We start from the raw sequence: 15663 nt of genomic DNA on the forward strand, positions 1-15663 counted from the left end.
AATGTGTTTTGAATTGGAAAAAGTTACTTATCGCTTCAGCCATCAGTGCGCTGTGTACACCTGCATGGTCAATGTCTGTCGAACAAGCCGTAGCGACGACCATTGCCACCGATCCGGAATTGAAAAGTGCCTTCAATGACTTTATGAGTAATCGTGAAGACATTGACTCCGCTCAAGGAGAATACTTACCCGATATCAATGTCAATGCGGGTTATGGTTTCGAACACATCGACAACAGCTCCACCCAAGCATCGGGAGAGAAAGACTTCAACCGTAAAGATGCAAATATCAGCCTGACGCAGCTCATTTGGGATAGTAAAACGCTCAATAATATAGAGCGCACAGAGTTTGAAGCTGAAGCGCAGCGCTATCAACTTCTCTCCGATGCCCAAGATAAGTCATTGAGAGTCACCGAAGCCTATGTCGCCGTATTGCTTGCTAAACAACTATTGTCGCTGTCTAAAGCTAACGTCGTAGTGCATGAGAAGATGCTGTCGGATATCGAACGACGTGCAGAATCAGGCATTGGCTCTACCGCCGATCTCTCTCAGGTACAGGCCCGTGTTGCTCGTTCAATTACCAACATGCTGGCGGCGAAAAGTAATCTTGATGATGCACATACTGAATTTTTCCGCCTCGTTGGTGTTTCGTTAGAATCGCCCGTCGATCCGGAAGTCGATACCCTATTTATGCCTTCTAGCCAAGCTGAAGCCCTAGAGATTGCGTATGCAACAAATCCGGTGATCAGACTAGCAACCTACGATATCGATGCAGCAAGAGCACAGTACCGACAAAACAAAGGTAACCTTTATCCAACACTCTCCTTTGAAGCTAGCCAAAATTGGAGTAACGATGCCAACGGCGTAGAAGAGGATGTCAATGAATTCAGCGCAATGTTGCGTTTACGTTTTAATATTTACAATGGCGGTAGCGACCTTTCAAATGTTCGTCGCAGCGCTTACCAACTTAACAAGTCCAAAGACGTATTCGACAATGCGTCTCGCCTTTTAGGCGAAAGTACCCGTCTCGCGTGGAGCGCCTATGAGCTTACCGAGCAACAGAAGAAGTATCTAGCACAACATGTTGATGCGGCATCTGAAACCGTGATCGCTTATGAAAAGCAGTTTCGGATTGGCCGAAGAACATTGCTCGATCTGTTGAACACCGAGAACGAACTGTTCGAGGCTCGTCGCTCATACCTAGACGCTCACTACGCGTATATCACTGCCAAGTACCGCGTACTCAACAGCACGGGCAGTTTACTCGACGCCCTACGCATTGATGTACCCGAGGAATGGCTTGAACCTGTCATAGATAAAGAAGGTTGATTCATGAAACACGTTTTGCTTTTCAGCAGCATTCTTTTGGCCATCAGCGGTTGTTCTTTATCCGCTGACGCGCCTCCCCTCGCTGAGCAACGTTCAGATTTACTTGATGCCGATAACGATGGCGTCATCAATGCTCGCGACTTATGCGATGACACACCAAACATTGCTGTTATCGACAATGACGGCTGTCCAACATACTTTTTACATGAAAGTGACAATTCGCTAAGAATTCAGTTTGCTAACGATGCTGCAATTGTCGAAACTGCTTACCTAGAAGCACTGGACAAAATGACGGAATTCCTTAAGCTTTATCCTGAAACCTCTCTTGAACTTCAAGGACATACCAGCTCGATTGGGTCGGATGACTACAATTCAGCCTTATCTGTCCGGCGTGCCGAAGCTGTACAAGCACAACTTATTGAAAGAGGCGTAGACGCCAAACGCATCACCATTCTTGGTCTTGGTGAAGGCGACTTAATGCTCGCTGACAATACGGAAACAACGCAACTCGTTAATCGCCGTGTCGTTGGCCGGGTTAAAGGATTGAAAGGAGATATTAAAGAAGCATGGACCATCTTTACCCGACGGGAACAATAGTTTTTGAGGTCGCCTAATGCGTAAGCGGGCGACGCTATTTTTATTGTTCCTTCTACCGTCGATCATGACATTTGCGCTGAGTGATTCCGATTCTCAATGGATCGAGAAAGTGGCAAATTTTTATGGCGATAGAGCTGGAAAACGTGTGACAGCGTGGCGAAATGTTGTTGCTAACTCAGCAAACCTCTCAGAAAAAGAGAAGCTCGCTGCTGTTAACAACTTTTTCAACCAACTCTATTTTGTCAACGATATCGACCTCTGGGGAAAGAAGGACTATTGGGCTACGCCACTCGAGTTTTTGGGTAGCGCGGCGGGTGATTGTGAAGACTTTAGCATCGCTAAATACTTTACATTGAGAGAGCTTGGGATAGATGACAAAAAGCTCAGGCTTGTTTACGTAAAAGCCATTAAGCTCAACCAATTTCACATGGTTGTTGCTTATTACCCGACAGCCTCATCAGAGCCGGTTTTGCTCGATAATATTGATCCTGAAATTAAAATGGCGTCGAAACGACGAGATCTGCTCCCGGTTTACAGTTTCAACGGTAGCAGGCTATGGCTTATGAAAGAACGCGGTAAAGGTGAGCTTGCAGGTAAATCATCACGCTTGGGATTGTGGAACGATCTAAGAGCTCGAATGGGTACTGTAAAGCTGAATAAACCGATAAAAAACTATGATGGATAAACGTCTATGACTTTGTACCGGCAATTGTTTACATGGATGTTGGCAATCTTCTTCCTGCTTATTTTAGCGGTGACGGGCATTGAACTAAACACCACTCGTAACTTCCTGCTGACCCAGCAATCAGCTGAGGTAAACAACACAATCAATTCGATGGGGCTCGCGCTCGCACCGTACCTAGAAGACGATGACAAAGTTGCCACTGAGTCCGTCATTAATGCCTTGTTTGATGGGGGTTTCTATCAAGAAGTTCGCCTCAAAATGCTCTCTGACGGCAGCGAAATTATTCGTAACTATCCAGTGACTGTTGAAGGGGTACCTAATTGGTATATCGCTCTCGACCTCTTCCCCGTGATAACTGAAGAACGGACATTTACTAGCGGTTGGCTGCAGCTTGCCGAGGTAAAAGTCGTGTCCCACCCTGGCTATGCCTATCGTGAGATGTGGCATTCAACTATCCAGCTTGGTGTATGGATTGGTGCATTGTTTGTCGCAGCGATGCTGATCATTGCTGTCCAGCTCAGTCGTTCATTGCGGCCTCTCGCTACGATCACTGACCGCGCCAAAGAAATTGCTCGCAATAAGTTCGGAGAACCAATACCACTGCCTCCAACCACTGAACTTAGAACCGTAGTGAAAGCCATCAACCAAATGAGCAGTCAGTTGGAAGCCTATTTTGACCAACAGGCAAAAGAAGCGGACAGGCTGCGTGAGCATGCTTATCGAGATACCGTCTCAGGACTAGGCAACCGAAGCTTCTTCGTGGGCCAGTTGAAATCGTGGTTGACGGAATCGGCAGTGGGCGGCTTAGTCATGGCCAAAGTCGATTTAATCAGTGACACCTATCAAAACCAAGGATTTGAGCAAGGTGATATGATCGTGACTCAGTTTTCTAAAAAGCTGAATACGACGATTAGCGATGCAGATGTCACTGCATCACGCATATCAAAAGACGAATTTGTTATTCTCGCACCCAATTGCAGCAGTGAAGAATTGATGATCATTGGTGAAAGTCTGTTGGCCATCGTCAATGACATGCAACACGACCCAATGGGTATCAGCCCTCCTAAGGTGGCGATAGGTCTTGCGGTAAATAACTCCGTCAACCGCGATCCAAGTGTCCTGCTTGCACAAGTAGATAACGCCCTTACACAAGCGCGAAATTCCCCGAATCATCCAATTTCGATGATAGATCAAACTGCAAACGATTCATCCATGGGTAAACAGCAATGGAAATCCCTCATTTTGGATGCCATCGCACACGAGTGGTTTGTATTCAAATTTCAATCCGCTTCGACAAGCGACCAAAATGTTATCCATCAGGAAGTCTTCTCTGCGATAGAAAAAGGGCAAGATTACTATGGTGCAGCGCACTTCTTGGGGGCCGTCGAGCAATTAGAATTGGGTGAATCATTTGACCGCTATGTTGTGAATCACATGATTGAGCGCCTAATTGATGACCCAGCGCTTGGCCCGATCGCCATCAACTTAACCCAAAACAGTGTCACCAATGCCTCATTTATTCGTTGGATGAGCACGGCAATGCAAAAGCACCGTAATTTAGCGGGTCGTCTGTTTTTTGAAATTCCTGAAAGCGTATTCGTCCGCTTCCCTGATCACGTCAGCTTGCTAACGGAGCAAGCGCATCGCTTCAATTTTGGATTTGGTGTCGATAACTACGGCCGGAATTTCCAGTCACTCGATTACCTTAACAAGTTCAAGCCTTCTTACGTAAAGATAGACTTTGCCTATACCAGCAATCTTGACGATGAAGCACAAAGCCATGTACTAGCATCAATTTGCAGGACTGCGCATAACTTGAACATAACCACCATTGCAACTCGTGTGGAAACAGAAGCGCAGCTCAACAAGCTTTCAGAGCTGTTTGTTAGCGGTTTCCAAGGGTTCATCTTCGAGAAGAAAGTAGAGAATCATGGTTAAAGACCCGCTCTTGCAATCTTTGGTTTACGTCAGCCGTTACTTCGGTCAGTCCAACTCGCCTGATGCCTTAGTTTCAGGCTTGCCGATTTCAGATGGTTATCTGTCGCCATTTCTGTTTCCACGTGCGGCAGAGCGCGCGGGAATCGATGCCAAAGAAACGAGAATGGGACTTGCCGACCTATCATCACTTCTTTGCCCTTGCGTTATATTGCTCAAAGGCAACGAAGCTTGCGTGTTACTCGGCATTGACCAAGAAAAAGGGGAAGCAGAAATTGTCGCCCCTCATACTGAAACCACATCTAATGTCGTTCAAATTTCAGATCTCGAGGAAGAATACCTTGGCCGAGTATTCTTACTCAAAAAGCGATTTAGATATGACGAACGCTCTCCTGAAATATTAAAAGAACGCACTGGGCACTGGTTTTGGAGTACACTTTGGGAATCAAAATCGATATACAGAGACGTTCTTATCGCGTCGGTTTTCATTAACACCTTTGCCATTGCGACACCGCTTTTCTCTCGTATCGTCTATGACAAAATTGTCCCTAATCTCGCATTTGAATCCCTCTGGGTTTTAGCCAGCGGTGTGTTCGTCATATTCATCTTCGATTTAGTACTCAAGATGCTACGTAGTTACTTCATCGATATCTCTGGTAAGAAATCGGATCTGCTCATTTCTGCACGCATTTTCCAAAAAGTGATGGGGATTCGCATGGAGGCGCGTCCGCCTTCCGTTGGTGCATTTGCCCGACACATGCAGGAGTTTGAATCGATACGGGATTTCTTCACCTCAGCGTCCGTGTCGGCGTTAATCGACCTACCCTTTGCATTCTTCTTTCTATTTATTATCTGGATAGTGGCAGGACCATTGGTTGCTGTACCTATCTTCGCAGTACTGGTGTTGATGGTGCATGCCATGATCATTCAAAAACCACTGCGTCATACCATTGAAGAAGGGTCTCGTCTTTCGTCGCAAAAAAACGCAAATTTGATTGAGAGCCTTGCTGGTCTCGAAACCATCAAATTGTTCGGTGCTGAAAGCCAGTTTCAATACCGCTGGGAGGAAGCGGTTGCACACATGGCTAACTGGGGTATCAAAACCCGCAGACTGACAGACTCCATACAGAATGCGGCAGGCTTTATTCAACAGTTTGTCAGCGTTGCCATGATTGTTTTTGGTGTATATCTGATTGCCAATGGCGACCTCACCATGGGTGGTTTGATTGCGGCGACTATGCTGAGCTCACGCGCTGTAGGCCCCTTGGTGCAGCTGTCCTTGCTATCAACCCGTTACAACCAAGCAAGATCCGCAATGGCGATCATCAGTCAGTTGATGGAAATGCCCTCAGAGCAAGAAGAGGGGAAACGTTATATTCACCGTCCGATTATCAGAGGCAAGATTGAATTTGATCGTGTGAATTTCAATTATCCCAATTCAGAGGTTGCTGCACTGCGGGATATCTCAATAAGCATATTACCTGGTGAGAAAGTCGCAATCATCGGTCGTATCGGCTCAGGTAAGACAACGCTAAGCCGCTTGTTAATGGGTCTGTATCTTCCCACAGAGGGTTCTGTAAGGATAGATGACACTGACATCAGCCAAATCCACAATATCGACATACGACGCAATATAGGCTGCGTTCCTCAAGACCCAGTTCTGTTCTTTGGTTCCATTCGTGACAACATCACCCTTGGGCGCCCTTTAGCCGATGACAGAGACATTTTGGATGCAGCAAATCGTGCCGGTGTGACCACCTTTACTCAACGGGATCCTGCTGGCTTAGAACGTCAGGTTGGTGAAGGCGGCAATCAATTGTCTGGCGGCCAGCGTCAAGCTATCGCATTAGCAAGAGCAATGCTCGGTCGGCCACCTGTATTAATGATGGATGAGCCCACTAGTGCGATGGATAACCGTTCAGAACAATACATCAAACAGCAATTGGGCTCGTTACGTAGAGACGAAACGTTAATCATCAATACCCACAAAACAGGTATGCTCGACATCGTTGACCGTATTATCGTTATTGAACAAGGTAGCATTGTGGCTGATGGCTCCAAGACCGCCGTTCTTCAAGCACTCAAAGAAGGCAAAGTTCAGAAAACGGGATAACGCTATCCCTTACAAAGACACGCGATCAAAAAAAGCACCTTTCGGTGCTTTTTTTATCTCTATTATAAATTCATTTACTGTTTACAGTGTAAATGACGGTATAAGAAGATTTTCTATAGCGGTTCAAGTTTGATTTCTTTTCCGTTAGTCACCATCTTGCAAGCACCATATTCATTGGTTAGATCAATAGAGGTATCGCCAATTTGGCAATGTGCGCCCGGGAAACTGTTTTTAAACACCTCAATAGAGTAGCGGCGATAGAGTGTGTTTAACTCTGACGCACTGCTATCCATGAGTGCTTTGATTTCAGCGATGCGTTCAAAGTGATGAGTTTTAGTCCAAGAAAGACGCTCAATCAATTCATCCGGTCTTTTGTGTGCTGGCTGCTGAAGTAACTTCATTTCAGCGTCTTTCACTTTCATCAACTGTTCATGTTCATGATCGAGCTCTTTTGACAGGTTGAGTGTTCCCTGCATGAGCTCTCCCAACCCCGTAAACGCATGAACGTAAGTATGGACACCGGAAGCTGCGCCTAACGTAACGACTTGTACACCGCCCAACGCCACGTGCTTGCCGCCTGTCAGTGTGCCCGTGCGCTTCATCTGATCACAAATGATAAGGTTGCCCTCGGTGATCGTGGTGCAATGCATCGCATGCTGACTAATGGTGATATCTTCTTTGGCTTCAATTTTTGTGTACTGAGCAAATTTCGCTACGACTGACCCTTTAGCCTTAATAACGGTTGTGATTTCTTGATCTGACTGTACTTGCCTTCCCAGAATGCCATTGTGAATGACAATGTCACCGCCCGCTTCAAGTATGGCCGATTCTACAACACCACCCACAGTGATAGAGCCAGTGGCTTGAACTTTCATTCCTGAGTTAACGTCGCCATTGATAACAACGCTACCTTCAAAATTGACGTGACCTGTTGCAACCGTTACCGACTTCATGCAAAGCGCGTTGTCCACTTCTACACCATCAGGATGCAATATTGGCATTCCGGCGGTATCAGAAACAATCACATTTTCATCGTTTGGGCTGTAATTACTACCAGGGTAGAGCTTAAGGGGGATGTTTTTACCTGGCGTCGTAGCCAAAATTTCTCCCGTGACACGGAACCCTTCAATACCTTTGGTTGAAGGAATACGCTTCGCAAGAGGTTGACCTTCTTGTACCGTGACCATCTTACCGAGATCACGCATATCAACAGTGCCATCCTCGCGCTGCTGCGGACGCAATACGCGAGCTTTACTGTCCTGCACGAGGTAAGCAAGCTTCGAATCCTCGCCTGGCGTTGGCCATTTACCTGCTGCAATGGGGACTTCTAAGAATTCGCCTGGTTTGAGGCGTGATGACGCTGTCAGCAATTTCTGCAGCGTTTGTTTTTTGACACCGCGAACGATCTGCTCTTTCTTCAGAGAAGTCAGCAAATCATTCCCTTTAATTGGGTTACCACCGCAGGCACCACTGACACGCAAAAAGGCTGTCATTTTCTGATCGTCAAAGCGCGCACTCACCGACGCATCGCGACGCTCAGCCACAACGACATCATCAGGCTCCCCTTTCCATTCCTCATTAGACGCATTCATCTTATCGAGAACAGAATCTATTGTTTCGTCAAAACGAAAAAAGCTGGCCACACTATTCTCTTTGAGCCAGTCAACAATATGTTTCTTCTCTATGCGGGGCGCATCTTCCTCTGCCTTTGGCACTACGGTCATATATACCCTGCGACCATCATTCGATAGCCGCAAAAGCTGCTGCAGCATGTAATCCCCTAAATTAGAACATTAAAAATACGAACTAACATCACATTCCCATTGTACCAAGATGAAACACCTAGAAAGAATCACCTCTAAAGGCAAGTTAGAATTAGATCGCATTAAAAAGATAACAGACAACTCGTTTAAGATACGTATGTCATATAAATGAATTATAGAGAGTTTTAGTCATTGTGGTGCAACAGAATACGCATTAATCGCCGCAATTCAGACATAAAAAAAGCACACTCTTCAAGTGTGCCATTTAAATCAGTAAGTTACTTATTATTAACGACTTCGTTTTATTGCTAAGGTGACAAGGTATGATGGGTCTCATCCGATAACCACTCATCTAAGCTAAACCCGTAACGGTATTTTCCATCTTCATGACTTTTACGATAAACGAGACTACCTTTCAGTTGCGGCTCATCGGCGACTTTGAGAAAACATACCGCATCTAAATCAATGTCATCATCTGCGACCAAGCCTAAACCACTTCGGCTAACGTCTCGAATGATGACACGATGTCCAAACTCACTTTCTTCATGCTCGATATCTATATGATGTGGGGCGACATGCAAGCGCGCATGAATACCGCCATTTCCCAACTCAACACGTTCTTGGAATCGCTTGCATTCACTTTCACCGCCAGACTTTTCTATTAATACATCACACAGTTTTTCATATTCTTTTGTCATACTGGCCTCTACCCTGCTACCCAACAAGTCGTATAGTAGCAATCTTGTAGTATATTCGCGTTTCGTTACACCGTTTGTATTGAAAGTTAGACGTATCTATTCTTAAAATCGTCCCCCTAATTTCAGCTTTACAGTGTAAATCGCTTAGCGATTCATGTTTTCCAATACACGCTTTCTTCGGATCGATTGACGCTTGGCAATGTACTCTTCAAACAAGGTAACGTCGCTAGTGATAATCTGATCTTTGGACAGACCTACTGTTTTTATCATCTCTGCCACGCTAGAAAGCTCGCCAACGTTGTTAGCAAAATGGGCATCAGAACCGGTTGTTATCCAAGCGCCATATTCTTTTGCCAACGCAGCGATAATTAAACAATTTGGTTCGCTGCCCTTTCTAGAACCATTCAATGACGAATTATTTAATTCAATCGCGACACCCGAATTGGCGGCTTCTCGGACCACAGCCTCAACATCAATGGGATAAGACGGATTTCCCGAATGCGCGATCGCATCAACACGCTCTGTTCTTATCGCATTAATGATAGCTTGAGTATGGGATTTCAAATCTGTAGCGCGGAACACCGCCTCATGCAAACTGGCATTTACCCACTCTAGTTCGCCATAGACATAGATTGGCATGTCGAGCTCACCATCAACATTAAGAATGTTAGCTTCAACGCCACGTAACAGTCGCACACCACTTAACGTATCTGGTAACACGCGTTGATTGACAAAGTGCCAATGATGCGGGGCGCCGGGCATTTTGCTCGCATGATCGGTGACACACATATAGAGCAAACCTGCCTCAGCCGCAGCCTGCGCATTTTCTATCACCGTACTATAGGCGTGTCCACTTGCCAGCGTATGTGTGTGGGTATCGGCGATAAATTTCATTCGATTTCCTTTTCGTTAGTTGGTGAGTTGTGTTGCGACCCAATGACGAATGGACGCTTCAGTGTCTTTCCGTCCTTGGTAGCCGAAAACTTCAGCCACTTCTTTCCAGGAGCGGCGTTGTAAGACACGCATAATGAGTGCGCAACATTGCATTTGATCAGTTGCGGGTTCATTTCGAGTAGCCAACCAATGAACAAACCACACCCACAGGCTCCCAGTGACGAGATCATAACCTAGTGCACCATTGGCAAAAAGGGCAACCTGCTTTAGCATCTGCTCACTGGCCGGCTTAATATCTATAGAAGAAAACAAAAGTTGTGCGACAAGCGTAGGTTCGATATTGGAAAACTGCTCGTTAAGTTGGTGCGGGAAATTAGTGCTGAACAAAGAGTGCAGGTCCCCAATCCATTCAGCCGAGCAAGCCAATGGTTTAATCAATTGCAGCGAGTATGTGCCACTGGCAGCATCCCTCTGCACACCCAAGCGAGCAGGCAGATACCCCATTGACGACCAAAACTGCCAAAGTTCACTATTCGCCCCAAAACTGGTGCCAACTATAGTAATGTCACTTCTTTTTGCAATCTGCTCTACTGAAGCAATTAGCGCGTGTCCGATCCCTTGCTGACGGCAGGAAGGAAGCACAGCGACGCGGGTAATACGAAGCAGTGAATCGGTAAGAACATCGAGTGTTCCCGTATGTGTCGCCAAACTTTGCGCCAAAAGATGGCCACGAAGACGGCGCTTACCGCTCACGACCTGTTGCGCCAACGCTTCATCAAAGCCGCCTTCTCGTTGCGCTAATGCCACACCAACTGCAACATCTACTCGGAATGCGACCAACACAGATTGGTTCTCACCATCCAGTAATTGAACCAGGTCATTCGGTGATGTTTGGTAATGCGCACTCACTAACAATGAAAACACTTGCTTCAACAGCCCTTCATCAGCAGAGAGTTCACTGTGAGAGATTTCGCGAATGACTACGCCAGTATTCACAAGAGGCAAATACGGCTCGGCATCGAAAAGAAAAGTAGCAAATAACCACGCTTCAAGCGGATCATTTTCCGCCCAACGCACTGGTGCTTCGAGCCTGATTTCTTTCCATCCTTTCGCTTTGGCATCCAGCATCGATCTAAAACGGGTGCTGAACGCCCGTCCTGTTCCCTCATAGCCGTGTTCTGTCGACGAAAATACAATTCGGCTATAACATTTGAGTATTTGTCCAAGCATCGGTAAGGGAATAGCAGCCGCTTCATCAATCATCAACAGATCGCATTCTGGCGTTTCTTGAAGTAGGGCGTCTGGCGCAACGAACAGCAGCTCACTGCCATTTTCAGCTACATAGCCATATTTGTTTTTGCGTTGCAGCGGCGTATTTTGCAATGAAGATTGACGCTCTGCGTGTTGAAACAAAGTATCGACGTTAGCCACAGACGGAGAGGTCACCACGATGCGTTTTTTACTGCAATGCATGATAGAGGCAGCCGCCATCCCCATTGTAGAGGACTTACCTCTCCCCCTATCAGCAACCAAAAGCGCGGGACGACGCCGATGTCCTGACAACACACGTTCGATTGCATCAATTGCCTTAACCTGATCAGGCGTTGTGACGCCGTCCAATCGCGGTAAGATCTCTCGAGTGTCTGAGAGAGTTAACGTAGGCATAGAGATAAAGCCAGATTGGCAGATCGTCGCTGCATTTGCATGAGAAGCAAATGACAGAAAGCGATCGCGGAAAAGTGATTCATATTTTTGTGGTTCTTCACCATCACCCACAAGAAAAAGGAGTAGTTCCCCACCTTTGATGCAACCACTAATCGCACATATCTTTTCGACATCAATGTGCTGGCGAACATCAAGCGCGAGCGTGTGGGTTTCTTGCCCTAATAGTTGCTTAGCTTGTCGCCAAAGAAGGCGATCAGGAAAATCCCAATCATCGCTAACCAATGTGATATTTGGCAACGCGTTAAGCAACAAAGACAAAAAATCTTGATCGCCACTTACAAAGACAGGAATGCGCACGTAATCGCGTTGAGCCATTGCATGTAGGGAAAGTAGAGTAGAGATAGGATCAGAAGCCACAGTGTCGCCATTCATCATCGATAACGGTTTCATGATACCGGAACACTGCTGGATTCAAAAAAAAACGTGCCAAAAGGCACGTTTTTGTCAAAACGTATAAGATGTTACGCGAGTCGAGATTGAATAAAGTCGAGTATCGCCGAAGCGTCTTCTTCACTCATCTTTTTGAGATTAATGGCCAGAGAATCACCTTTACGGCGGTAACTCGCTCGGCCTTTGACGAGCTCTGTAGATGGCGCTTCTGGCTTAGCGGCTTTAGGCTTCAATGCATCAGACCATTGTTCCAGAATCAGCGTCACTTCGCGCGTAATACGACTAACACCTGCTGCATCGACAGTCTGCCAAACAGGCGACTCAGCAAGTTTCGCTAGGAACGCTGCTTGTTCTTCATCTGTTAGCGAGAAAAACAGACGGTGAAGTTTCACAATGGTTGGTCGACCTAGCTCACCAACACTCGGGTAGGCCTGCAAAAGCGGAAGAGGCAATGCCGCCGCTTTCAATGCACCACTCACCAAAGCCTCACTACATTGACAGACCTTAGCGAGTTCTTTTTGATCCAGCACTTCGCCTCGGTCAAGCATGGTTTGCATTTCTTTACCACGTTCGAAAAGAGACAACGGTTTATGTGCATTCGCAACATCAGACAAGAACTTCGCATGCTTGCTGTTGATGCCTTTGGCGACATAAACAAGAAAATCTTGGTTCGCCAAAATACAAGACATACGACGGCGACTACCGTCGAGGACTTCAATCTTGTTACCTTCAAGCCAGCGACCAACAGCAGGGTATTGCTGCCCACGATCTTTCAGCGTCACCAAAATGTCTGACAGGGCAAGTTCGTTCAAAAACGATTGTTCGCGTGCATTTTCTGCAAACACTGATGTACGTGATACCACGTCAGCCGATGCAACACGCACCAATTCAAATTCTACGGTCGCTTCACCCGCCACAGACAATTCAATAACAGTCGCTTTTTCTGACGCTGCTTTTTGAGCTTCTTGCGCAGTGGTTGCGCGTCGCTTGTCAGCCTTGCCAAACAAACGAGCATTTAGTTCAGAGGTTTTAATGGCCATTTAATCACTCCTGATTGCGTTGCGACCAGTGACTGTGAAGCACACGCTCAAGCTCCAGTCCTGCACGATGAACCGCTTCTTGCGCGGTAGACAGCGTTTTTTTACCACCTTCAAAATCTTGTGAAGTTAGATCAAACACCGTGCTGTAGGTGTCTGCACAGGTTTCAAATGCACGGCTACGCGGAATCGTTGCCATCATCACTTGATCACCCAACAGATAATTCATTTCTGTTAATACCGATACCTGTTTCTTATTGTCGTCTTCAAACATGGTTGGTACCAATCGAACAAACTCCAATCCAGGCCAGTCTTCTGGGAACATCTCGTAAACGGTCGGCAAATGCTGGAAGAAATTCACTGTCGATGCCCAGTCAAGGCGCTTCGCGGCGCAAGGAATAAGCAATGCATTTGAAGCATACATTGCATTCCATACTAGAGGATCAATGTGTGGTCCGGTATCTACCATGATCACATCAAATTCATCTGCAATCTTATCAATCACTTTCTCTTGCAGAAGTCTGACAATGTCCAAAGAACCATTGGTTGCCAGATTTTGCCAAGCTTCTGCATTGAACATGGCATCTTCAGGAAAAGCAGCGATCGTTTTCAAGTTCGGGTACTGTGTCGATAACAGTACGTTCTTCATCATGAACTCTTTATCGGCTTCTTGTGGTGTGTTCTCCAACATGACATCGACAGCAGAATAGATACCCTCCTGCTCTGTCACGCTGATCTGCGGATTAAGGAAAAGACGTAGCGACCCCTGTGGGTCAAGGTCAATCAAGCAAATACGGTATCGCTTTTCCAGATTCAACGCCAGACACGCTGCCAAATGCACCGCACTCATTGATTTACCGGTGCCGCCTTTTTGGTTCTGAATATTGATCACCCAAGGCTTGTGGTTTGCACCTTTACCTTGATAGAAAGCCGGCATCTTTGCCGATTCCATGATCTGGTGTGCTTCATCTAAAGTAATAGAATAATGATTGGCGTTGTTCTTGGTAAACTGATGCCCCGCCTCTTCCATTCGAGTGATCGCTTCATCAAGTTTACGACGCGTCAATCCTGATCGAGTTTCCATTAAGGCTTTTGACATTGGAGGGAACAATTGGTCGTGACGCTCTTCCATCACGATTTCAATTCTGTCCGCCTGCACTTGCTTAGTTTGCTCTGCAATCGACTGCAGGTTTTCTATCGTCTTTTCCCTATTCATTTTTCTTTTCGCCATAAAAGAGAATTGAAATAAATTGTACAGCAAATTACAGCACTTACAATAAAAAGCTGAACGGACTGCTAAATAATTAAGATCATGGTCACTCTATGGAAAATCAATGAAAAACTGCGCAAAAAAATGTGACTAATCAACGGTAGAATATTCGCACTTTAAAAGTGTTACGGCGTCACCTTTTTACATTGTAAACCATTAGCTAAAACGGCTAGTACAAAGCATCTTCCGGAACGGTGTAAAAGGGTGGCTAGATTACGGCAAGCGCATTTTGAATATCAAAGCCTGTAATTTCATCCATAAATATCCTAAAACACTGCGCCTCATGCCAAAAATCATCCGAAACCCGTTATCTTGATCATCTTTTCGGAACGATGATCAAGATAGAGGACAATACATGCCATTTTAGGGATGAATGACTTCGGTATCCTTGATCATCATTCCAGAGCCATAATCACGGTGAAGGAACGATGATCAAGGTGTGTTTAAGGGCAACAAAACAACATATTTACGTGTCGATGGATCTTTGCTTCACGAAAAAATGATCAAGTAAAAGTGAAGCGATAGATCATGTTAATGAACACTCGGAACGATGGTGGATAGCGTCTAAATTACGGCTGATGCCTTTTCAACACTGAATCGAACGTAAAATCAGGCACTAAACACACTCGTCTTGAGTATTATAGCCTTGATAGCATGATTCAATTGAAATACAGGCTACTCAGCTTGATCATTGTTTCGGGCGTCGGACACATATGCATGGCTGACTAAAATACGCTTGTTGCCATTTCAATTCCGATAATGAACCTACGAAAGAGAGGATATATCGAACTGGAAAGCAGAGTAGGGGTCGGAAAGCATGATAAAACGACTCAAAAGCGCACATTCATGATCATCTTTCCGGATGTATTTTGATGACGATTCATGACGAATACTTCAAACGACGTCTTTATACACACATTTGATAAAAACGTCTGTGGATAAGCTGTGACAATACCATGATCATTCTTTTTCTCTATTGATGATCACGTTTTCGATATCACGATGATCATCGTTTCATGTCATTAATGATCATGCTTTCAAGTAAGTAATGATCATTGTTCCGGCTTCCCCATGATCATCGTTACGATCTGTTGGTATTTTTTACCTTTACATATCAAATGATTACGGGGATATTCTCGCCCTGATCATAAGATCATATAATCAATAAGATCAGTATTAATCAATAAGATCAGTTAAAAAGCCTCTTCAAAAAAAGATCTTTCTTTCT

The 15663-nt window shown here is 45.6% G+C and carries 11 protein-coding genes; 5 read left to right on the forward strand and 6 right to left on the reverse strand.

Going from position 1 to position 15663, the window contains the following annotated elements; translation table 11 throughout:
* Window positions 1-8 precede the first annotated feature (8 nt).
* From AC3CIC_RS21170 to AC3CIC_RS21190, 5 genes are read left to right on the forward strand one after another with little or no spacing between them, the layout of a single operon-like run.
* Window positions 9-1328, forward strand: coding sequence for a TolC family outer membrane protein (locus AC3CIC_RS21170; protein ID WP_017003069.1), 1320 nt, complete (start codon window positions 9-11; stop codon window positions 1326-1328).
* Between the two features lie 3 nt (window positions 1329-1331).
* The gene (locus AC3CIC_RS21175; RefSeq protein WP_488516126.1) at window positions 1332-1925 is read left to right on the forward strand and encodes an OmpA family protein; all 594 of its coding nucleotides are present in this window, start codon (window positions 1332-1334) and stop codon (window positions 1923-1925) included.
* Between the two features lie 16 nt (window positions 1926-1941).
* A complete protein-coding gene (locus AC3CIC_RS21180; RefSeq protein WP_017003071.1) occupies window positions 1942-2610 on the forward strand; it encodes a transglutaminase-like cysteine peptidase in 669 nt (222 codons plus the stop codon).
* Window positions 2611-2616: 6 nt separating this feature from the next.
* The gene (locus AC3CIC_RS21185) at window positions 2617-4548 is read left to right on the forward strand and encodes a bifunctional diguanylate cyclase/phosphodiesterase (RefSeq protein WP_017006805.1); all 1932 of its coding nucleotides are present in this window, start codon (window positions 2617-2619) and stop codon (window positions 4546-4548) included.
* The gene (locus AC3CIC_RS21190; protein ID WP_488516127.1) at window positions 4541-6658 is read left to right on the forward strand and encodes a type I secretion system permease/ATPase; all 2118 of its coding nucleotides are present in this window, start codon (window positions 4541-4543) and stop codon (window positions 6656-6658) included. The genes AC3CIC_RS21185 and AC3CIC_RS21190 overlap by 8 nt, the downstream gene beginning before the upstream one ends.
* Window positions 6659-6771: 113 nt before the next feature.
* Here the strand turns inward: AC3CIC_RS21190 and AC3CIC_RS21195 are convergent, their stop codons facing one another.
* From AC3CIC_RS21195 to AC3CIC_RS21220, 6 genes are all read right to left on the reverse strand, one after another.
* Complete coding sequence (locus AC3CIC_RS21195) at window positions 6772-8430, reverse strand: flagellar assembly protein A (RefSeq protein ID WP_488516128.1); 1659 nt, start codon at window positions 8428-8430, stop codon at window positions 6772-6774.
* 299 nt (window positions 8431-8729) lie between these two features.
* Window positions 8730-9119: a PilZ domain-containing protein gene (locus AC3CIC_RS21200; protein ID WP_488516129.1), complete on the reverse strand. Its 390-nt coding sequence runs from the start codon at window positions 9117-9119 to the stop codon at window positions 8730-8732.
* 144 nt (window positions 9120-9263) lie between these two features.
* Entirely contained in the window at window positions 9264-10013 is a 750-nt protein-coding gene (locus tag AC3CIC_RS21205; protein WP_488516130.1) for a PHP domain-containing protein, read from the reverse strand.
* A 15-nt stretch (window positions 10014-10028) separates the two neighbouring features.
* Window positions 10029-12128, reverse strand: coding sequence for a tRNA(Met) cytidine acetyltransferase TmcA (locus tag AC3CIC_RS21210; RefSeq protein WP_488516131.1), 2100 nt, complete (start codon window positions 12126-12128; stop codon window positions 10029-10031).
* Between the two features lie 71 nt (window positions 12129-12199).
* On the reverse strand, window positions 12200-13168 hold the full coding sequence (locus AC3CIC_RS21215; RefSeq protein ID WP_016959924.1) for a ParB/RepB/Spo0J family partition protein: 969 nt from the start codon (window positions 13166-13168) through the stop codon (window positions 12200-12202).
* Window positions 13169-13172: 4 nt separating this feature from the next.
* Complete coding sequence (locus AC3CIC_RS21220; protein WP_016959925.1) at window positions 13173-14381, reverse strand: AAA family ATPase; 1209 nt, start codon at window positions 14379-14381, stop codon at window positions 13173-13175.
* Between the last annotated feature and the right edge of the window lie 1282 nt (window positions 14382-15663).

Source organism: Enterovibrio sp. QJM3NY_24, from assembly GCF_057786035.1.

Bases quoted from the DNA above. Each gene is read 5' to 3' on its own strand.
- AC3CIC_RS21215 (WP_016959924.1), bottom strand. From the start codon at position 13,168: ATGGCCATTAAAACCTCTGAACTAAATGCTCGTTTGTTTGGCAAGGCT.
- AC3CIC_RS21200 (WP_488516129.1), bottom strand. From the start codon at position 9,119: ATGACAAAAGAATATGAAAAACTGTGTGATGTATTAATAGAAAAGTCT.
- AC3CIC_RS21185 (WP_017006805.1), top strand. From the start codon at position 2,617: ATGACTTTGTACCGGCAATTGTTTACATGGATGTTGGCAATCTTCTTC.
- AC3CIC_RS21175 (WP_488516126.1), top strand. From the start codon at position 1,332: ATGAAACACGTTTTGCTTTTCAGCAGCATTCTTTTGGCCATCAGCGGT.
- AC3CIC_RS21220 (WP_016959925.1), bottom strand. From the start codon at position 14,381: ATGAATAGGGAAAAGACGATAGAAAACCTGCAGTCGATTGCAGAGCAA.
- AC3CIC_RS21195 (WP_488516128.1), bottom strand. From the start codon at position 8,430: ATGCTGCAGCAGCTTTTGCGGCTATCGAATGATGGTCGCAGGGTATAT.
- AC3CIC_RS21210 (WP_488516131.1), bottom strand. From the start codon at position 12,128: ATGAAACCGTTATCGATGATGAATGGCGACACTGTGGCTTCTGATCCT.
- AC3CIC_RS21205 (WP_488516130.1), bottom strand. From the start codon at position 10,013: ATGAAATTTATCGCCGATACCCACACACATACGCTGGCAAGTGGACAC.
- AC3CIC_RS21190 (WP_488516127.1), top strand. From the start codon at position 4,541: ATGGTTAAAGACCCGCTCTTGCAATCTTTGGTTTACGTCAGCCGTTAC.
- AC3CIC_RS21180 (WP_017003071.1), top strand. From the start codon at position 1,942: ATGCGTAAGCGGGCGACGCTATTTTTATTGTTCCTTCTACCGTCGATC.